The sequence below is a fragment of the Pseudomonas sp. FP2196 genome (assembly GCF_030687715.1).
Lineage (GTDB): Bacteria > Pseudomonadota > Gammaproteobacteria > Pseudomonadales > Pseudomonadaceae > Aquipseudomonas.
Genome location: NZ_CP117445.1, coordinates 2427640 through 2446263 on the forward strand (window position 1 = coordinate 2427640; position 18624 = coordinate 2446263).

The following is an 18624-nucleotide window of genomic DNA, read 5'->3' on the forward strand; positions in this document are numbered from 1 at the left end:
GCCTGACACGCCGCTATCGCTGGCAAGTCAGCTCCCACAGTGATTACAGGTGTCTGCACAATGGTGGGCATTACACAAAACACTGCAGGAGCTGGCTTGCCAGCGATGAGACCGGGACAGGCGCTGACTATTCAGCAGGCATAAAAAAACGCCGCTCATCTCGCGATGGGCGGCGTTTTTTATTGCGTTGTAACGTTAGGCTTGAACGACCGGAATGTTGGCGTTCGCTGCAGCTTCACGGAACTCGGCGATCTGGTCGAAGGACAGGTAGCGGTAGATATCGGCCGCCATGCTGTCGATCTTGCCAGCGTATTCCATGTACTCCTCGACGGTCGGCAGGCGACCCAGGATCGAAGCAACGGACGCCAGCTCGGCCGAAGCCAGGTAGACGTTCGCGCCGTCGCCCAGACGGTTCGGGAAGTTACGGGTCGAAGTCGACACCACGGTGCTGTTCGGCTCAACGCGTGCCTGGTTACCCATGCACAGCGAGCAGCCTGGCATTTCCATGCGTGCGCCGGCCTTGCCGTAGATGCCGTAGTAGCCTTCTTCGGTCAGTTGGTGAGCGTCCATCTTGGTCGGCGGCGACAGCCACAGACGGGTTGGCAGCTGACCTTTGACCTGATCCAGCAACTTACCGGCAGCGCGGAAGTGACCGATGTTGGTCATGCACGAACCGATGAACACTTCGTCGATCTTCTCGCCAGCAACGCTGGACAGCAGACGGGCGTCGTCCGGGTCGTTCGGCGCGCACAGTACAGGCTCGCTGATGTCGGCCAGATCGATTTCGATGACTTCGGCGTATTCGGCGTCGGCATCGGCTTCCATCAGCTCAGGGTTGGCAACCCAGGCTTCCATCGCTTGAGCGCGACGTTCCAGAGTACGTGCATCGCCGTAGCCTTCGCCGATCATCCAGCGCAGCAGGGTGATGTTGGAGTTCAGGTACTCGGTGATCGACTCTTTCGACAGCTTGATGGTGCAACCGGCAGCGGAACGTTCGGCCGAGGCGTCGGACAGTTCGAAAGCCTGTTCCAGCGTCAGACCTTCCAGGCCTTCGATTTCCAGGATGCGGCCGGAGAAGGCGTTTTTCTTGCCTTTCTTCTCGACGGTCAGCAGACCGTTCTGGATAGCGAAGTAAGGAATGGCATGAACCAGGTCACGCAGGGTGATGCCAGGTTTCATTTTGCCTTTGAAGCGCACCAGGATCGATTCCGGCATGTCCAGCGGCATAACGCCAGTGGCTGCGGCGAACGCAACCAGGCCGGAACCGGCCGGGAACGAGATGCCCATCGGGAAACGGGTGTGCGAGTCACCACCGGTACCAACGGTGTCCGGCAGCAGCATGCGGTTCAGCCACGAGTGGATGATGCCGTCGCCCGGACGCAGGGAAACGCCGCCGCGGGTCATGATGAAGTCAGGCAGGGTGTGGTGGGTGGTCACGTCGATCGGCTTTGGATAAGCCGCGGTGTGGCAGAACGACTGCATCACCAGATCAGCGGAGAAGCCCAGGCACGCCAGGTCTTTCAGTTCGTCACGGGTCATTGGACCGGTGGTGTCCTGAGAACCTACGGTGGTCATCTTCGGTTCGCAGTAGGTGCCAGGACGAACGCCTTGACCTTCTGCCAGACCGCAAGCCTTGCCGACCATTTTCTGCGCCAGGGTGAAACCCTTGGTGCTTTCAGCCGGTGCTTCAGGCTTCTTGAACAGATCGAACGGTGGCAGACCCAGTTCGGCGCGAGCCTTCTCGGTCAGGCCACGGCCGATGATCAGCGGGATACGGCCGCCGGCGCGGACTTCGTCCAGCAGAACCGGGGTCTTCATTTCGAAGGTGGTCAGGACTTCGTCGGTACCGTGCTTGCAGACTTTGCCAGCATGCGGGTACAGGTCGATCACGTCGCCCATGTTCATGTTGGAAACGTCGAACTCGATTGGCAGTGCGCCGGCATCTTCCATGGTGTTGTAGAAGATCGGAGCGATTTTGCTGCCGAAGCAGAAACCGCCAGCGCGCTTGTTCGGCACGTAAGGCACGTCGTCGCCGAAGAACCACAGCACCGAGTTGGTCGCCGATTTACGCGAGGAACCGGTACCGACCACGTCACCGACGTAGGCGATCGGGAAGCCTTGACCGCGCATTTCTTCGATCTGCTTCATCGGGCCGATGGCGCCCTGCTGATCAGGAACGATGCCGTCGCGAGCCATTTTCAGCATGGCCAGGGCGTGCAGCGGGATATCTGGACGCGACCAGGCGTCTGGGGCAGGGGACAGGTCGTCGGTGTTGGTTTCGCCAGTTACCTTGAAGACGCGCAGGCTGATCTTGTCGGCCAGGGTCGGACGGTTCTTGAACCACTCGCCGTCAGCCCAGGATTGCAGAACGGCTTGGGCGTGAGCGTTACCGTTCTTGGCTTTTTCGGCCACGTCGTGGAACGCATCGAACATCAGCAGGGTGTGCTTGAGTTGCGCGGCGGCGACTGGCGCCAGTTCGGCGTCGTCCAGCAGGTCAACCAGGGTCACGATGTTGTAGCCGCCCTGCATGGTGCCGAGCAGTTCTACAGCGCGTTTTTTGTCCAGCAGAGGGGAGGAAACTTCGCCCTTGGCCAGTGCAGACAGGAAACCTGCTTTGACATAAGCGGCTTCGTCCACGCCTGGTGGAATGCGATTGGTGATCAGGTCAACGAGGAATTCTTCTTCGCCAGCCGGAGGGTTTTTCAGCAGCTCGACCAGGCCTGCTGTTTGTTCGGCGTTAAGCGGCTGGGGAACGATACCCAGGGCTGCACGCTCTTCGATATGTTTGCGGTAGGCTTCAAGCACAGTTATTACCCTCATCAGTGGTCCCAAATGGGTGTCCGGGACGCTCATCCCGAAATGGTCGTACTCATGCGCTGCGTGGCGTTGTGAGCCACTTAGCCAGAATTACCGACCATTCCTTACAGAAGCTGCTTTCAAAGTTTTACGCCTGCAGAACGGGGAGCTGATGAGGGTTGGCGTAAGGCTTTTCCCCGCTGGAAAAACCCTTCGCCAACACCGCTCTGAAGGAACGACTGTGCTCGTGACGCTTTGAAAACAGCTTCTAACGGACATTGGCGCCTTAAAAGGCTGGCTGATTCTACGGCAAAAAAAAATTAAAGGTAAGTTCGTCCCTGATGTTTGAGGGGTGATGAATGTTAGACAAAGGGCTAACATGCCGACCTGTTCCGCGTTTCAGTGCCTTTGCCTACCTTATGCCCAATCAGACCATCAAGACCCCCTGCGTCGGCCTCTGCTCCACTGTTTACGGTGATCTGGTGTGCCGTGGCTGCAAGCGTTTCCATCACGAAGTGATCCATTGGAATGGTTACGGTGAGGAGGAAAAGCGTGCGGTGTGGTTGCGGCTGGAGCAATTGCTGTCACAAGTGATGGCGGGCAAGGTCGAAATTTTCGATCCCGCGCGCCTGCGACAACAGCTGGAACAGCGCAAGATCCGCTTCGTGCCGCATCAGTCGGAATATTGTTGGGCGTACCAGCTGATTGCCCGGGGGGCGAGGGTGATCATTAATCTGGATGCCTACGGAATGGTGTTGCTGCCGGAGTTCCGAGACTGGAATCTGCCGGAGTTGCGCGATGCCATTGATCGGGAATTCTTCCTGCTGTCGGAAGCGCATTATCAGCGCTACATCGCCCCGGGCTTTTTGAAGGACGCCTTCGGCGCCTGAACATCAAAAGATTGCAGTCTTCGGCAGCTCCTGCACGGGATTGCGTTCCAACTGTAAGAGCTGCCAAAGACCGCGATCTTTTGATCTTCAGTGTTTCACCGTCATCTCCACCAGATGATCCTCAACCTCCTGCGGCTTTAGCACCAGTACATCGCTTTCCAGTTCATCCAGCACCACTTCAGCGGTATTGCCGATCAGCACCCCTGACAAGCCTGTGCGCGCCACAGTGCCGATCACGGTCACTGCCGCTTGCAGCTTGTGCGCCATGAACGGAATCAATACATCCGCCGGGCCTTCCTCGATGTGCAAATGTGCGTCGTCGACGTCAAATTCCGCCTGAAACGCCCGGCACTGTTCACGATAGCGCGCCTCGATGGTCTCACTGAGTTGCAGTGTGGGGTCGGCCGCCGACAACATCGGCGACGGATGGGCGCTGATCACATGCAGATGCCCCTTGGCCAGGCTGGCAATGTCAAAGCCATGATCAATGATGGTGGTGTGCAGATGACGGTGCTCTCCGTCGACATTGCCCACGTCGACAGCGGCCAGAATCACCCGGTCTTTCCAGGACGTAGATGTTTTCACCAATAGCACCGGAGTAGGGCAGTGGCGCAGCAGCTTCCAGTCCGCCGGGGTCAGCAGGGCTTTTTTCAGCGAACTATCAGGGAAATGCTGCTTGATCACCAATCCGCAGCCTTCGGCCTGCTGCACATCAATAATGGTTTCGTGCAGGCTCTCGTTCCACGCCTGCTCAGTGGTCACGCTGTAGCCGTCCTCCAGCAGCGCAGCTTTGAGCACGCTGAGCAAGGCGGCGTGGTCATGCTTCTTGTCGCACACCAGCAGGTGCAGATGGGCCTGGGTCACCCCGGCGATCAACTTGGCGCGCTTGAGCGCCAGGCTTTCCGAGTGTTCGGGTTCTATGACCACCAGAATGCTGCGAATGGCTTGCATGAGCGGAGTCTCCAGCAAAGAAAAGGCACGGCGTTGCACAACTATAGTTGCTGCTTGAACACCTGCGACTTGATGCATATCAACACCCGCCGCTGGTGGTCTGCGGGCAGGCCGGTATAATCGGCGACCTTCGCTCGAACACCTTTTACCGTGAGCCTCATGATCCTTCCCGAAATCCACGAATTCCTTGGCTGCCGCACACCCGACGCCTGGGTGCAGGCGGCACTGGCCGATCAGGAAACCCTGCTGATCGACCACAAGAACTGCGAGTTCAAGGCCGCCAGCACCGCGCTGAGCCTGATAGCCAAGTACCATTCCCACGTCGATCTGATCAACATGATGTCGCGTCTGGCCCGGGAAGAACTGGTGCACCACGAACAGGTCATGCGCATCATGAAGCGCCGCAAGATCGAGCTGCGCCAACTGCATGCCGGCCGATACGCGTCTGGTCTGCGCAAAGTGGTGCGCAGCCATGAGCCGGTGAAACTGGTGGATACGCTGGTGGTCGGCGCATTTATCGAAGCGCGCAGTTGCGAGCGGTTCGAAGCACTGGTGCCGCATTTGGATGAAGAACTCGGCAAGTTCTACTTTGGGCTGCTGAAAAGCGAGGCGCGGCATTTTCAGGGTTATCTGAAGCTGGCTTATCAATATGGCGATGCAAAAGACATCGCTCAGGTGATCGAGAAGGTGCGAGCGGCCGAGCAGGAACTGATCGAGTCGCCGGATGAGGAATTCCGCTTCCATAGCGGCGTACCTGCCTGAGATTGTTAAAAACTCTTAAGAGTATGAAACATCACCGAAAACCGGCCCCAGTGGCCGGTTTTTGCTGCCCGCTGTAAACGCCACAGCAATGTTTGCCGCCATAATGGCGCCCACTTCACACATGGCTTGGCAAATGGTCGTTATGGATAACCTGGGTTTTGGCAAAGTCCTGCTGGTGGAAGACGATGAGCGCCTTGCCGCACTGATCGCGCATTTCCTCGAACAGCACGGCTACGAGGTGTGTACGGTGCATCGCGGTGATCTGGCCGTGGCCGCGTTCCATGAGTTCAAACCGAAAGTGGTGGTGCTAGACCTGATGCTGCCGGGGCAGAGCGGTCTGCACGTGTGCCGGGAAATCCGCAGTGTGTCGGACACGCCGATCGTGATTCTGACCGCCAAGGAAGACGATCTCGACCACATTCTGGGCCTTGAGTCCGGTGCCGATGACTACGTAATCAAGCCGATCAAACCGCCGGTATTGCTGGCCCGATTGCGCGCGTTGCAGCGGCGGCAGGCGCCGGACAGTGGCGTGGTCAGTTCTCTGGAGTTCGGCCAGTTGAGCATCGATCGCACTTGTCGCGAGGTACGCCTGGCGGGCGAGATCATCGAAATGACCACCATGGAATTCGAGCTGCTGTGGTTGCTGGCCAGTGCGGCCGGCAATACGCTTTCACGCGATGACATCCTCAACCGCATGCGCGGCATTGCCTTCGATGGGCTGAACCGCAGCGTCGACGTGTACATCAGCAAATTGCGCAACAAGCTCAAGGACAACCCACGCGAACCGGTGTGCATCAAGACCGTGTGGGGCAAGGGCTATCTGTTCAATCCGTTTGCGTGGGAGCTGTAGATGCTGCGGTTATTTCTCGGTCTGTTTCTGGTAATGACGGTGGGGCTGGTGTTGGCTCTGCAGACGGTCGAGCGCACATTCGACGCGCTGCTCGATTATCAGATGGAGGATTACAACCGCGAGGCGATGCGTGGGCAGGCCTGGACGCTGAGCGAGTTATTGCGTGGCCTCGACGGCCCGGCACGGGAAAAGCAGCTTGAGGCCATTCGCCCGCACTACGGCTCGGGGCTGGCGCTGGTTGACGCCGAACAACTGGGCTTGAGCGACAAGGAAAAAACCGCGCTGGCTCAAGGGCTGCTGGTGATCCGTGACAAGTACACACACTACATCGGTTCAATTGATGGCGGCTCGCAATTGCTCAGTATCCGGCTCCCTGCCGAGCCTAGCCTGATGCCGTTTTACATTGCCGCGGCGTATCTGATGATCGCGGTGATGATCGGTTTCGTGCTGTTCTTCTGGGTGCGCCCGCACTGGCGAGATCTGGAAAAACTGCGGCTGGCCGCCGAGCGCTTCGGCGACAACGATTTGTCGGTGCGCATCAAGCTGTCAAAGCGCTCGAACATCCGCGATCTGGCCGAGCACTTCAATCTGATGGCTGCACGCATCGAAGGCCTGATCGCCAATCAGCGAGAACTCACTAACGCCGTGTCCCACGAACTGCGCACGCCGATTGCGCGGCTGTCGTTCGAGCTTGATCAGCTCAAACAGTCTCCGGACGCCAGCCAGAATCGCGAACTGATTGCCGATATGTACGCCGACCTTGGCGAGCTGGAAGAAATGGTCTCCGAACTGCTGACCTACGCCAGCCTTGAGCGCGGCGCCACGGTGATCAAGCGCGAGAACATTCAGGCGGCCAACTGGCTCGACAGCGTGGTCGGCAGTGTGGCGCTGGAGGCGGAAGCGGCGGGGGTGCAGTTGTTGATTGGCGATTGCCGGATCGAAACCGTACGTATCGAGCCACGGTTCATGGCACGGGCGGTGATCAACCTGCTGCGCAATGCGATTCGCTATGCCGAGCAGCGTGTGGAGGTGACGCTGGTGCGCACGGGTGAATACTACGAAGTGCGGGTCAACGATGACGGGCCGGGCGTGCCGGTGGATGGGCGGGAGAAGATCTTTGAACCGTTCTCGCGACTGGATGCCAGCCGGGATCGGCGTACCGGTGGTTTCGGCTTGGGGTTGGCGTTGGTGCGGCGGGTGTCGCAGTCCCATGGCGGGCAGGTCGAGGTCGGCGACTCGCCTTGGGGCGGGGCGTCGTTTCGCATGACCTGGGCGCATCTGGATTGATCGTCGTGGTCGGTTTCGGCGCTTTCGCGAGCATGCGCCCAGCCTTCGCCGAGCTGACGCCGCACCAGGTGCGCAGGTAATCGCCATCGCCAAACTGGCTGTTCAGCCCGCTGATCACCTTGCCATAACGACCTTCATACAGCGGCAGATTGAAAGCCTGTGAAGGCTACAGCCAGGAACACACCCACCTCTGTAGGAGCTGCCGAAGGCTGCGATCTTTTGATTTTAAAGACCCGGATCAAAAGATCGCAGCGTGCCGCAGCTCCTGCAGGGGGACCGCTTGATTAGCCGGTCAGGCCGAGGCGTTCATGCCACTGGGCGATGGACTCTTCGGGATAGACATCGAATGACTGATCCTTGGGTTTGGTCTCGACTTCGACCCAAGGGGCTTTCGACCCCAGCATCAGATGCGTGTGTTCCGGCGGCACTGGCAATGGCGTGTCAATGGCCGAGGCGAAAGGATGGATCAGCTCTGGCCACTCCGGGCTGAACAGCCACAAACCGCTGCCGCACAGTGAACAGAAATGCCGTTCTGCGGTGCTGCGATGGGCACGTTTTTCGCCGTCGTCCTTCATCCGTGCGTGATAGATGCTGATGTGTTTGCGCCCGCGAACCTTGAGGCTGGTCGCGTCGCCGCCGAGGTTGATCGCATAGCCGCCACCGCCCTGGGTCTTGCGGCAGATCGAGCAATAGCAGCGTTGATAAGGGTAGGGGTGGGCGCTGGTGAGGCTGAACGAAACCTCGCCGCAATGGCAGGAGCCTTCGAGGTGCATGGGTGCTCTCCGTTAGCAAAGATGTCCGCTTCAGCCTAGAACATTTAGCTCGACACCCGCCGGTGTGATTCGACCCGCGTCGGCAGCGTCTAGCCCCAGTGTCCCCGCAATCCCATGGGGCGAGACTTCGGAACCCGGCATGCAAGCGCTGTTGAACGAGATCCTGGACGCTGTCCGGCCCCTGATTGGCCAGGGCAAAGTGGCTGACTATATTCCTGCCCTCGGCACCGTGCCGGCCAATCAGTTGGGCATCGCCGTATATGGCAACGACGGCGAGATGTATTTTGCCGGCGATGCCGAGACGCCGTTCTCGGTGCAGAGTATTTCCAAGGTGTTCAGCCTGGTGCAGGCCATCGATCACTCTGGCGAAGCGATCTGGGAACGCCTCGGCCATGAGCCATCCGGGCAGCCGTTCAACTCGCTGGTGCAACTGGAGTTCGAGCGTGGCCGACCGCGTAATCCGTTCATCAATGCCGGTGCGCTGGTAATCTGCGACATCAACCAGTCGCGCTTCGCCGCACCGACCCTGTCGATGCGTGATTTTGTCCGGCGCCTGTCGGGCAATCCACAAGTCATGATCGACGCCAAGGTCGCTGATTCCGAGTATCAGCACCGTGCGCGCAACGCGGCGATGGCGTACCTGATGCAGTCTTTCGGTAATTTCCACAACGACGTCGAGTCGGTTCTGCGCAGCTATTTCAGCCATTGCGCGCTGCGCATGAACTGCATTGATCTGGCCCGGGCGTTCTGCTTTCTGGCCAACGACGGTTTCTGCAAACACAGTGGCGAACAGATTCTGACGCGCCGCCAGACCCAGCAGGTCAACTCGATCATGGCCACCAGCGGACTGTATGACGAGGCGGGCAACTTCGCCTATCGCGTCGGATTGCCGGGCAAGAGTGGCGTCGGCGGCGGGATCGTCGCGGTGGTGCCGGGGCAGTTCACTGTGTGCGTGTGGTCGCCGGAGTTGAATGCTGCGGGTAATTCGCTGGCAGGGATGGCGGCGCTGGAGATGCTCAGTTCGCGGATTGGTTGGTCGGTGTTCTGACCCGATCAGACGAACACCACAAAACCCTGTGAGAGCAGGCTTGCCAGCGATGGCGGCGGATCAGGCAACGACAATGTTGAATGTGCCGGCCTCATCGCTCCCAAGCCAGCTCCCACAGGGATAGCGGTGTTTGCGGAAGGTGTATTTCAGCGAAGAATCCTATACATTTTCCGCCCGCCCTCTGCATGGTGAATCCGCTTCATGTCTCTTGCGCTCGAACGTCTGGTTGCTGGCACGCCGATCCCTTTCGCTGGTAACCGCGTCACCGTGGTCAGCCCCGAACTGGCCGCGCGCTTTCAGCCCGGTGACCACCTGCTGGTTGAGCAGGTGAGTGGCGAGCTGTTGCTGATTCCGGTCGCCGATCAACAAGCGGCCTCTGTGGCGATCGAACGTGCGGCGGCGGCATTTACCGCGCTGTCGGCGGTGTCCGATGAGGCGATCAGTCAATTCTTCGATCTGTTCGCGCAGCGCCTGGAAACACCGGATTGCTGGGCACAGATTGAAGCCGCCAATCTCGCCGATATCGAGCGGGCCAAGGCGCGCGGGCGTTCCACTACACGTCTGCTCGCCGACGCGCGCATGCGCCGCGACATGATTGCCGGCCTGCGCGCCTGGAGTGACGCGCCGGCGACGCGCGGCAAAGTCATCAGCAGCGTCGAACACGACGGCTGGAAGGTCGAGCAAGTGGTTTCGCCGCTGGGGATTGTTGCGTTTGTCTTTGAAGGTCGCCCGAATGTGTTTGCCGATGCGGCCGGTGTCTTGCGCACCGGTAACACGGCGGTGCTACGGATTGGCAGCGATGCGCTGGGCACGGCGCAAGCCATCGTCACGCACGCGCTGAACCCGGCGCTGGTCGATGCCGGTCTGCCGGCGGGGGCGGTGTCGTTGGTGGAGAGCGTCAATCACGCCGCCGGTTGGGCGATGTTTGCCGATCGGCGCTTGTCGCTGGCGGTGGCCCGCGGGTCGGGGCGTGCGGTCAGTCAGCTGGGCAGCATTGCTCAGCAGGCCGGCACTGCGGTTAGCCTGCATGGCACCGGTGGCGCGTGGTTGATTGCCGATCGTGAGGCTGATGCCAAACGCTTTGCGGCGGTGGTACGCAACTCGCTGGATCGCAAAGTCTGCAACACCCTGAATGTCTGCCTGATTCAGCGCGAGCGCGCCGCCGAGCTGGTTCCGTTGTTCCTCGATGCATTGCAGCAGGCCGGCACCGCGCGCGGCCAGGGCTGCAAATTGCATATCGTCGAAGGCAGCGAAAGTTGCCTGCCCGCTGAATGGCAGAACGCGACGGTCGAGGTCTATCGCGCCGAGGGTTATCAGACCGAAGCACTGGCCGAACCGCTGGCAGAGTCGGAGCTGGGTCGCGAGTGGGAATGGGAGGAAACCCCGGAAGTCAGCCTGATGATCGTTGACGATCTGGATCAGGCCATTGCGCTGTTCAACCGCTACAGCCCGCAATTCACCGTGTCGTTGATCAGCGAAGAGGCGCAGGTTCAGGAGCGGTTCTATAACGCGGTGAATGCGCCGTTCGTGGGTAATGGCATTACCCGCTGGGTCGACGGGCAGTACGCGTTGAACAAGCCTGAGCTGGGGCTTTCGAACTGGGAGAGTGGGCGGTTGTTTGCGCGCAGTGCGATTTTGTCTGGCGATGGTGTATTCACCGTACGCAGCCGTATGACCCAGATCGATCTCACCGTAAAACGCTGACCCGCGATAACACAGAGATGGCTTTTTGCAGGGCCCCGATGGACTGCGCAGCAGTCCCCATCTCTTGGGGCCGCTTCGCGACCCATCGGAGCGGTGCGACGTCTCGCTAAATCCCCTCGCCGCAGGTTCTTCTTCAGTTCAGCGGATTTTGATCAGGCAGCGTCAGCCGTTTTTGCCTGAACTGCGCAAGCCGCCGGTTGTTCGGCCAGCGGCACAAAGGTGCGGCGGTCCGAGGACAGCGCATCGATCGAGCCAGTCTCGATGTCATACACCCAGCCATGCAGATTCAGCAGACCTTTCTCCTGGGCCAGACGCACACTCGGATGGGTCTGGATATTCGCCAACTGCGCGATCACGTTTTCGCGCACCATCGAACTCAATTTCGCCGCGTCGTTGGCATGCGGCCGCGCTTCATTCACTACTTTTGCCGACTCGGCATGCTGTAGCCAGCCACTGACAGCGGGCAGGTGATCCATGCATTTGCACTTCGCAATCGCCGTCATCGCGCCGCAATCGGAGTGTCCGCAGATCACAATGTCCGTCACGCCAAGCACCGCCACCGCATATTCCACCGTCGCCGACACCCCGCCCGGATGAGGACTGTAGGACGGCACGATATTGCCGGCGTTGCGGATCACAAACAGCTCGCCGGGTTCTTGCTGGGTCAGCAGTTCCGGCACCACGCGGCTGTCGGAGCAGGTAATGAACAAGGTGCCGGGTTGCTGGGTGGTAGCCAGGTGTTTGAACAGTTCGGTGCGTTTCGGGAAGGCTTCGTTCTGAAATTTCAGGAAACCGTCGATCAGGGCTTTCATGGGCGTGTCCTCTTCAATGGAGATCGGTGGGCCCGCACGCGGGGTACGGGCCGGGGCACATCAGAACGGACGCAGGGGCAGGAACTTGCCGTCGAGGGTGACCACGGCGCGGGAACCGCCTTCCGGGTCTTCGACTTTCTTGATGTCCAGTTTGAAATTGATAGCGCTGATGATGCCGTCGCCGAATTGCTCGTGAACCAAGGCTTTGAGGGTGGTGCCGTAGATCTGGATCATCTCGTGGAAGCGGTAGATGGTCGGGTCGGTCGGCACGCCGCTGAGGCTGCCACGCAACGGGATGATCTGGAGGGCGGCGACGTCAGCGGCGTCCAGTTCCAGCTTGTCGCCCACTACTTGGGCGGCGTTTTCCGGCAGGGGGTGCTGGCCGAGCAGGGCGGCGGTGACAAAGGCCAGGCTTAGGCCGGTGCCGTCGGCGAGATCCTGCCACGACAGGTTTTTGCCTGCCTTCGCATCGAGAACACGGGTGGTCAGGGCCAGGCTGTTGTCGTTGTAGGCGTGGGACTGTTGCATGGTGTCACTCCTTTCGGGGGTTGGCTTGCTGTGTGGGATTCATCTTCTGCCGATTGATCCATAGCGTCCAAGATCCATATACAATGCTTCGCATAAGCCTTGCCTATAGATGGTGTGCCCATGCTGTTGCGACATTTGCGTTATCTGCTGGCCGTTGCCGATCACGGCGGTTTTACTCGCGCGGCCGAGGCGCTGCACGTGTCGCAGCCGACCCTGTCGCAACAGATTCGCCAACTGGAAGAAACCCTCGGTGTGATCCTGTTTGATCGCACCTCGCGGACGGTAAAGCCCACCGATGCCGGTGCGGCCTACATCGAATGCGCGCGGCGTGTGTTGGTCGAGTTGGAAGCGGGCAAGCGCGCGCTGCATGACGTGAAGGATTTGTCCCGTGGCACCTTGCGTCTGGCCATGACGCCGACGTTCATGGCTTATCTGGTCGGGCCGTTAGTGCGCGACTATGCAGCGCGGTTTCCGGGGATTCATCTGCAGATCTTCGAGTTGTCGATGGACGACATTGAGGCAGGGCTTGCGGATGACTCGCTGGATATCGCGATTGCGTTTAATCCGGTGCGCAGCCCGGACATCGAGTGCATTCCGGCGTTTGTCGAGACGCTGGGGGTGATGATCGGGCGCGAGCATCCGTTATACGACAGCACGGCGGTGCTGACCTCGGATGACGTTGCGCAACTGGATTTTGCGCTGCTGGCGCCGGACTTCATCACGCGGCTATCGGTGGATGAGTATTTCCGTCAGCACGGGATCACGCCCAAAGTGCGTATTGAGGTGAACTCGGTGAGTACTTTGCTGGAGGTGGTTCGGCATTCGCCGATGGCGACGATGTTGCCGCAGGCGATTGCGACTGAAGATCGGGCATTGCGCAGGCTACGGGTCGACAGTGAAGCGCCACAGCGCGGGGCGGCGTTGTTGCGGCGCAAGAATAATTATCACAGTGCGGCGGCGCTGGCGTTCATGAACCTCGTCCTCGAAACACCTACCCCCTTGTAGGAGCCGCCGAAGGCCGCGATCTTTTGATCTTTAAAAACAACATCAAAAGATCGCTGTCTGCGGCAGTTCCTACAGTAGCGGCGATAAAAAAGGGCCTGCTTCTTATAAGGAAGCAGGCCCTTTCAATTATTGAAGTTGTAAATCAGCAGAACCGATCAATCACCCGAACTTCATTCTTGTTCTGCATCGAGTCCCACGCCTGTTTCAGCGTCTGCAGAACATTACCGATGAAGTCCTTGTCGGCCGCGGCTTTCTTGCCAACATAACCGTGGCCGCGGCGGTACATCTTCAGGCGGGCCAGCAGGTTCTGATTGTTGCGGTCGAACTCTTCTTCGCCAGCGTGAGGCGCCAGGCAGTCGATATGCACCTGCCCCGACTTGCTGATCCACAGAATATGACTGTCGTGGCTGTCTTTTTGCGCAGCGAACATACGAGCCAGTTCTTCGATAGTGGGTTGATTGTTCAGATTCATGATTTTGCCCCTTGACCAGTCTGGTGATCTTTCAAAGTTGATTCGCTAATACAGGTAGCCCATCGGTTAGTTGATCCCTGGCACCGAAACCAGGACGTCAGCGCTCGCCCGTGTGAAGTACGGGGTCGTGCATCTGTTGCATGTAGTCGTGTTGAATAACTGCTACGCAATAGCGTCACAACGAGGAGAAGCAGCGAAAACCGGGAGGCTCCTTGACGACATTTTCAGTGTCGACCACAAGCGTCTTGAGAATTTTCGCCAGCGCTTCTCGTCCTTGTACTGGACGTTCAGGCCAGGTCAGCTTCTTCAATCTGCCTTGTGGGCAGCGTGTATCCGGAAAAAACAACTCGGCGGTCAGACGAGTTTGCTCAAGCGTATTACCAAATGTTCCCGATCGGGGAACGTCTTCATCATGCAAAAGCAAAACGACGCCGTCAACGGTTTTGTAGTGATTATTTTTGCTCACTACATATTGTCGGACAAAGCTGTTTTGGAATGAGAAAGGATCCGTTCACGCAACGGAAAAGGGGCTGCGCAGGACATAGAACGTACACGGATAACCGTCTACTTCACGCCGCCGCAAGGTGAATTCGCCGCCGCTCAATTCCGGCATCAGCCTGGCCCAGAAGCGCTGTGCAGGCCGGTTGGCGTCGATATGGAAAATCTGCCACTGACCGGGGATTCGGCTCAAGAGGGCAGAGACGACAAACTGCGCGACACCTTGGCCACGAAAGCGTCGGGCGAGAAAGAAGTAGCCGATGTTGTGTTCGGCGCCGGCGATGTGGGTTTCGTTATCGACGGTCACGAAACCGGCGAGTTCGTCGTCGACGCGGATCAGGAAGGGTTGGGTTGCGGGGTGGCGCCAGTACTCGTCCTTCAACTGGATGCTGAAGAAGCCATGTTCGGCGAACTCCAGTGGCAGCCATTCGCTGAAGTCGTACATGTAGAACTGCATCAGGTTTTCGAGGGTTTGCAGTTCGTCGCGCTGGGCGGGGTGCAGTTCGACGTTATGCATGCTTTGGCTTCCTGAAAGTGATGACCTTTCAGAAACAGTAGCGTGTATTACTTTTTGGCTGCGGGTTTCGCGGTCCGTTTGGCGGTGCCGGCGGTTTTGCTGCGCGTCGATTTGCGTTTTTTCTTCCACGGCGCGGCAGCCTTGCCGGCGGGTGGCGGGCCACTGATGGTCAGGCTGAGGGCGGAGCAGCGGGACACTTGCTTGCTCATCCACGCCGCTTGCTTGGTAACGAACTCTTCCAGGCTCATCTCGCCGCTTTGCACCATGTCCAGCGCCTGTTCCCAGATCGCCGTGGTGCCGGGGTCGGCAATGGCGCGAGGCACGGCGTCGATCAGGCTGAAAGCAGCAGGTGTTGCAGCCAGGGCCTTGCCGTTTTTCACCAGATAACCACGGTCGAGCAAACCCTGAATGATCGACGCGCGCGTGGCTTCGGTACCGATACCGGTGGTGTCCTTGAGCTTCTGCTTGAGGAGCGGATCTTCCACCAGTTTGGCGACGTTCTTCATTGCCTTGATCAGATCGCCTTCGGTGTAGGGTTTGGGCGGTTGCGTCCAAAGGTCCTTGAGCTTCACCTGCGCAACAGCGCACTCGATGCCTTGACTCAGGGCCGGCAGGGTTTGCGGCGCCGGCGCCTCTCGCCCCTTGGCGGGCGCGAGTGCCTCAGGCAATGCGCGTTTCCAGCCCGGCTCGATGATTTGCTTGCCGACTGCGCGCAGCGCTTCACCGGCGCAATCGAAATCGGCCTGGGTGCGATCGTATTCATGATTGGGCAGGAACTGCGCCAGATAACGCGCGCGAATCAGCGTGTAGACCGCGCGGTGCTTGCCGCTCAAGCGTTCGAGGTTCTTTGCCGCAGCGGTGGGGATGATGCCGTGGTGCGCGCTGACCTTGGCGTCGTTCCATGCCCGGGATTTACGTTGAGGTTCGAGATAACCTTGCAGCGCGTCGAGGCTCGGGTCGGCCTGACGCAACGCTGCGAGAATTCCCGGCGCCTCACTGTGCTGACTCAGCGGCAAGAAACCGCAATCGCTGCGCGGATAGGTGATGACTTTGTAGGTTTCGTAGAGCGCCTGGGCGAGGTCGAGGGTTTCCTGCGCACCGAGGCCGAGTTTCTTCGAGCAGACTTCCTGCAAGGTGCCGAGGTCGAAGGGCAGGGGCGCCACTTCGCGCATACGCTCGGTGCGAAGTTTCACCACCCGCGCACTGGCAGCGCTGCTTATTGCGGCCGCTGCTTGTTGGGCCAACGCCTGATTCAGGCAACGATCCTGATCATCACAAACATCCGAGGGTGCCCGCCACTGCGCGGTAAACGGCGTGCCGTTGTGCAGCAGTTCGACGTCGATCGCCCAAAACGGCACTGGCACGAAATCGGCGATGCTGCGATCACGATCTACCACCAGCCGTAACGTCGGCGTCTGGACTCGACCGACCGGCAGCACCCCCTGATAACCCGACTGACGACCAAGCAGGGTGAACAGGCGACTCATGTTCATGCCGATCAGCCAGTCCGCGCGGGAGCGACCCAATGCCGAGTGATACAGGCTGAACGTCTCGGCCCCCGGTTTCAACGCGGCCAGTGCTTTGCGGATCGACGCCTCGTCCAGTGCCGACAGCCACAAGCGGCGGATCGGCCCCCGATAGCGGCAGTGCTCGACCAGTTCCCGGGCGATCATCTCGCCCTCACGGTCGGCGTCGGTGGCGATGATCAGTTCGCTGGCCTCGCCGAGCAGGCGTTTCACCGCTTTGTACTGGCTGGCGGTGCGCGGTTTGACGGTCATTTTCCATTTGTCCGGAATGATCGGCAGATCCGCCAGCACCCAGCGCTTGTAGCGAGCGTCGTAGGCGTCCGGCGGAGCAGTCTCCAGCAAGTGGCCGATGCACCAGGTCACTGTGACGTCCGTTCCCAGCCAGCAGCCGTCGCCCCGGCGTCTGGCGCCGAGCACGGCCGCAATGTCTTTGGCCTGGGAAGGTTTTTCACAGAGGTACAGCCGCATAACCACCATCGTCGATCAAGGTCCGAACAGGCGCACAGAATGGCCGGACTTGGCGTCAGGGGCAACTTTTATCTGTATGGATATACAGATAAAAAGCATTGCCGCAAGTGACGGGCAATTCGGGGACGCTGCTCCGGGCTATCGAGAAATTGATTAGCGCGGCGGTTGCAGGTCATGTCAGGTTCAACGCGACACCTGACCACTGAACAAGGACGTACACCATGGCTCAAGCCACATCCCAAACCAGCAGCGCCTACGATGAAGTCAATATATTCAGCCACCTGTATGACCGTGGCGAAGGACTGGTCAATGGCAAGCCCTCATACACTGCCGATCAGGCCGCTGACGAAATCCTGCGCAAGGGCCTGTCGTGGGGCGATAAAAATGCCAACGGCAAGATCAGCCTCAGTTACACCTTCCTCACCGACAAACCGGCGAACTACAACCCGAAACTCGGCAACTTCAGCGAATTCAGCGCCCAGCAGAAAGCTCAAGCCGTGCTGGCTATGCAATCCTGGGCCGACGTTGCCAACGTCACCTTCACCGAGGGCAAGGGTGGCGACGGCCACATGACCTTCGGCAACTACGACGTCAGCACCGGCGGCGCGGCGTTCGCCTACTTGCCGAGCGGCGGCAGTTATGACGGCCAGTCGTGGTACTTGATCAACGATCAATACCAGGTCAACAAAACCCCGGACACCAATAACTACGGGCGTCAGACCCTGACCCACGAAATTGGCCACACCCTCGGCCTGTCGCACCCCGGCGCCTACAACGCCGGCAATGGCAACCCGACCTACGCCGACGCCAAATAAGCCGAAGACACCCGTGGCTACAGCCTGATGAGCTACTGGAGCGAGGCCAATACCGAGCAGAACTTCAGCAAGGACGGCAGCGGTGCCTACGCCTCGGCGCCGTTGCTGGACGATATCGTTGCGGTGCAGAAGCTGTATGGCGCCAACTACGAAACCCGCGCCGATAACACCACGTACGGTTTCAATTCCAGCGCCGGCCGCGATTTCTACAGCGCCACTTCGGCGTCGTCGAAACTGGTGTTCTCGGTGTGGGATGGCGGCGGCAACGACACGCTGGACTTCTCCGGCTTCAGCCAGAACCAGAAGATCAACCTCAATGAAGGTTCGTTCTCCGACGTCGGCGGGCTGGTCGGTAACGTGTCGATTGCATACGGCGTAACCGTGGAAAACGCTGTGGCTGGTTCGGGCAATGATCTGTTGATCGGCAACGCGGCGATCAATCACCTGTTTGGCGGGGCCGGCAACGACATCCTTTACGGTGGCGGCGGCGCAGACGTGCTGTGGGGCGGTGAGGGTGCGGACACTTTCGTGTTTGGCGCGGCCAGCGATTCGACCAATAACCAGCCGGACTGGATCATGGATTTCCAAAGCGGCCTGGACAAGATCGACCTGTCGGGGATTGCCGGGTTTGCTACGGGGGCGACCACGCTCAATTTTGTCAGCGGTTTCACCGGACATGCCGGCGATGCGATGTTGACCTACTACGCGCAGAGCGATCAGACCACGCTACTGGTCGACCTGACAGGGCACGGCGAGATTGATTTTGCCGTGGGTGTGGTAGGGCAGGCGTTGGCGGCGGATATCGTCGTCTGATCTGAGCCAGCGTGTCACTGGTTGTCATTCTGTGGCGAGGGGATTTATCCCCGATGGGCTGCGCAGCGACCCAAAACCCTGCCGCTTCGGTGTGTCTGATGCGCCGAGA

16 protein-coding genes and 1 pseudogene are annotated in these 18624 nt (G+C 59.5%); 8 read left to right on the forward strand and 9 right to left on the reverse strand.

Features of this window, described 5'->3' with window-relative positions; genetic code table 11:
* Positions 1 to 195 precede the first annotated feature (195 nt).
* A complete protein-coding gene (gene acnB / locus PSH79_RS10935) occupies positions 196 to 2805 on the reverse strand; it encodes a bifunctional aconitate hydratase 2/2-methylisocitrate dehydratase (protein ID WP_305443915.1) in 2610 nt (869 codons plus the stop codon).
* Between the two features lie 410 nt (positions 2806 to 3215).
* Between acnB and PSH79_RS10940 the strand changes: the two genes are divergently transcribed.
* The gene (locus tag PSH79_RS10940) at positions 3216 to 3686 is read left to right on the forward strand and encodes a DUF1289 domain-containing protein (RefSeq protein ID WP_305442707.1); all 471 of its coding nucleotides are present in this window, start codon (positions 3216 to 3218) and stop codon (positions 3684 to 3686) included.
* Positions 3687 to 3773: 87 nt separating this feature from the next.
* Here PSH79_RS10940 and PSH79_RS10945 read toward each other — a convergent pair whose 3' ends face one another.
* Positions 3774 to 4637: a universal stress protein gene (locus tag PSH79_RS10945; protein ID WP_305442709.1), complete on the reverse strand. Its 864-nt coding sequence runs from the start codon at positions 4635 to 4637 to the stop codon at positions 3774 to 3776.
* A gap of 159 nt (positions 4638 to 4796) precedes the next feature.
* Between PSH79_RS10945 and PSH79_RS10950 the strand changes: the two genes are divergently transcribed.
* The 3 genes from PSH79_RS10950 to PSH79_RS10960 all read left to right on the forward strand — a co-directional run bounded on the left by PSH79_RS10950 (position 4797) and on the right by PSH79_RS10960 (position 7536).
* Positions 4797 to 5399, forward strand: coding sequence for a tRNA-(ms[2]io[6]A)-hydroxylase (locus PSH79_RS10950; protein WP_201238922.1), 603 nt, complete (start codon positions 4797 to 4799; stop codon positions 5397 to 5399).
* Positions 5400 to 5541: 142 nt separating this feature from the next.
* Entirely contained in the window at positions 5542 to 6249 is a 708-nt protein-coding gene (locus PSH79_RS10955; protein WP_305443917.1) for a response regulator, read from the forward strand.
* Positions 6250 to 7536, forward strand: coding sequence for an ATP-binding protein (locus tag PSH79_RS10960; RefSeq protein WP_305442714.1), 1287 nt, complete (start codon positions 6250 to 6252; stop codon positions 7534 to 7536).
* A 284-nt stretch (positions 7537 to 7820) separates the two neighbouring features.
* Here the strand turns inward: PSH79_RS10960 and PSH79_RS10970 are convergent, their stop codons facing one another.
* Complete coding sequence (locus PSH79_RS10970; RefSeq protein WP_305442716.1) at positions 7821 to 8309, reverse strand: GFA family protein; 489 nt, start codon at positions 8307 to 8309, stop codon at positions 7821 to 7823.
* A 139-nt stretch (positions 8310 to 8448) separates the two neighbouring features.
* Here PSH79_RS10970 and glsB point away from each other — a divergent pair, with 139 nt between their 5' ends.
* Both glsB and PSH79_RS10980 read left to right on the forward strand, forming a co-directional pair.
* Positions 8449 to 9357, forward strand: a complete 909-nt coding sequence (gene glsB / locus PSH79_RS10975; protein ID WP_187680255.1) for a glutaminase B — start codon at positions 8449 to 8451, stop codon at positions 9355 to 9357.
* A 201-nt stretch (positions 9358 to 9558) separates the two neighbouring features.
* On the forward strand, positions 9559 to 11061 hold the full coding sequence (locus PSH79_RS10980) for an aldehyde dehydrogenase family protein (protein ID WP_305442718.1): 1503 nt from the start codon (positions 9559 to 9561) through the stop codon (positions 11059 to 11061).
* Positions 11062 to 11213: 152 nt separating this feature from the next.
* Here the strand turns inward: PSH79_RS10980 and PSH79_RS10985 are convergent, their stop codons facing one another.
* Positions 11214 to 11873, reverse strand: coding sequence for a carbonic anhydrase (locus PSH79_RS10985; protein WP_305442720.1), 660 nt, complete (start codon positions 11871 to 11873; stop codon positions 11214 to 11216).
* Between the two features lie 60 nt (positions 11874 to 11933).
* A complete protein-coding gene (gene cynS / locus PSH79_RS10990; protein WP_305442722.1) occupies positions 11934 to 12401 on the reverse strand; it encodes a cyanase in 468 nt (155 codons plus the stop codon).
* 120 nt (positions 12402 to 12521) lie between these two features.
* Here cynS and cynR point away from each other — a divergent pair, with 120 nt between their 5' ends.
* A complete protein-coding gene (cynR, locus tag PSH79_RS10995; protein WP_305442724.1) occupies positions 12522 to 13406 on the forward strand; it encodes a transcriptional regulator CynR in 885 nt (294 codons plus the stop codon).
* Between the two features lie 142 nt (positions 13407 to 13548).
* Here cynR and PSH79_RS11000 read toward each other — a convergent pair whose 3' ends face one another.
* The 4 genes from PSH79_RS11000 to PSH79_RS11015 form a co-directional block, all read right to left on the reverse strand.
* Entirely contained in the window at positions 13549 to 13878 is a 330-nt protein-coding gene (locus PSH79_RS11000) for a hypothetical protein (RefSeq protein WP_103303361.1), read from the reverse strand.
* A 175-nt stretch (positions 13879 to 14053) separates the two neighbouring features.
* The gene (locus tag PSH79_RS11005; RefSeq protein WP_305442728.1) at positions 14054 to 14344 is read right to left on the reverse strand and encodes a hypothetical protein; all 291 of its coding nucleotides are present in this window, start codon (positions 14342 to 14344) and stop codon (positions 14054 to 14056) included.
* Positions 14345 to 14389: 45 nt separating this feature from the next.
* Positions 14390 to 14893, reverse strand: coding sequence for a GNAT family N-acetyltransferase (locus PSH79_RS11010; RefSeq protein WP_305442730.1), 504 nt, complete (start codon positions 14891 to 14893; stop codon positions 14390 to 14392).
* A 47-nt stretch (positions 14894 to 14940) separates the two neighbouring features.
* On the reverse strand, positions 14941 to 16887 hold the full coding sequence (locus PSH79_RS11015; protein WP_305442732.1) for a DNA topoisomerase III: 1947 nt from the start codon (positions 16885 to 16887) through the stop codon (positions 14941 to 14943).
* 221 nt (positions 16888 to 17108) lie between these two features.
* On the opposite strand from PSH79_RS11015, the pseudogene PSH79_RS11020 reads away from it, so the two are divergent.
* Positions 17109 to 18515 (forward strand): annotated as a pseudogene (locus PSH79_RS11020) (serralysin family metalloprotease).
* Positions 18516 to 18624: the final 109 nt, after the last annotated feature.

Bases quoted from the DNA above. Each gene is read 5' to 3' on its own strand.
- PSH79_RS10985 (WP_305442720.1), bottom strand. From the start codon at position 11,873: ATGAAAGCCCTGATCGACGGTTTCCTGAAATTTCAGAACGAAGCCTTC.
- PSH79_RS10960 (WP_305442714.1), top strand. From the start codon at position 6,250: ATGCTGCGGTTATTTCTCGGTCTGTTTCTGGTAATGACGGTGGGGCTG.
- PSH79_RS10940 (WP_305442707.1), top strand. From the start codon at position 3,216: ATGCCCAATCAGACCATCAAGACCCCCTGCGTCGGCCTCTGCTCCACT.
- PSH79_RS11000 (WP_103303361.1), bottom strand. From the start codon at position 13,878: ATGAATCTGAACAATCAACCCACTATCGAAGAACTGGCTCGTATGTTC.
- PSH79_RS10955 (WP_305443917.1), top strand. From the start codon at position 5,542: ATGGATAACCTGGGTTTTGGCAAAGTCCTGCTGGTGGAAGACGATGAG.
- PSH79_RS10980 (WP_305442718.1), top strand. From the start codon at position 9,559: ATGTCTCTTGCGCTCGAACGTCTGGTTGCTGGCACGCCGATCCCTTTC.
- cynS (WP_305442722.1), bottom strand. From the start codon at position 12,401: ATGCAACAGTCCCACGCCTACAACGACAACAGCCTGGCCCTGACCACC.
- PSH79_RS11015 (WP_305442732.1), bottom strand. From the start codon at position 16,887: ATGCGGCTGTACCTCTGTGAAAAACCTTCCCAGGCCAAAGACATTGCG.
- PSH79_RS10945 (WP_305442709.1), bottom strand. From the start codon at position 4,637: ATGCAAGCCATTCGCAGCATTCTGGTGGTCATAGAACCCGAACACTCG.
- glsB (WP_187680255.1), top strand. From the start codon at position 8,449: ATGCAAGCGCTGTTGAACGAGATCCTGGACGCTGTCCGGCCCCTGATT.
- PSH79_RS11010 (WP_305442730.1), bottom strand. From the start codon at position 14,893: ATGCATAACGTCGAACTGCACCCCGCCCAGCGCGACGAACTGCAAACC.
- cynR (WP_305442724.1), top strand. From the start codon at position 12,522: ATGCTGTTGCGACATTTGCGTTATCTGCTGGCCGTTGCCGATCACGGC.
- PSH79_RS10950 (WP_201238922.1), top strand. From the start codon at position 4,797: ATGATCCTTCCCGAAATCCACGAATTCCTTGGCTGCCGCACACCCGAC.
- PSH79_RS10970 (WP_305442716.1), bottom strand. From the start codon at position 8,309: ATGCACCTCGAAGGCTCCTGCCATTGCGGCGAGGTTTCGTTCAGCCTC.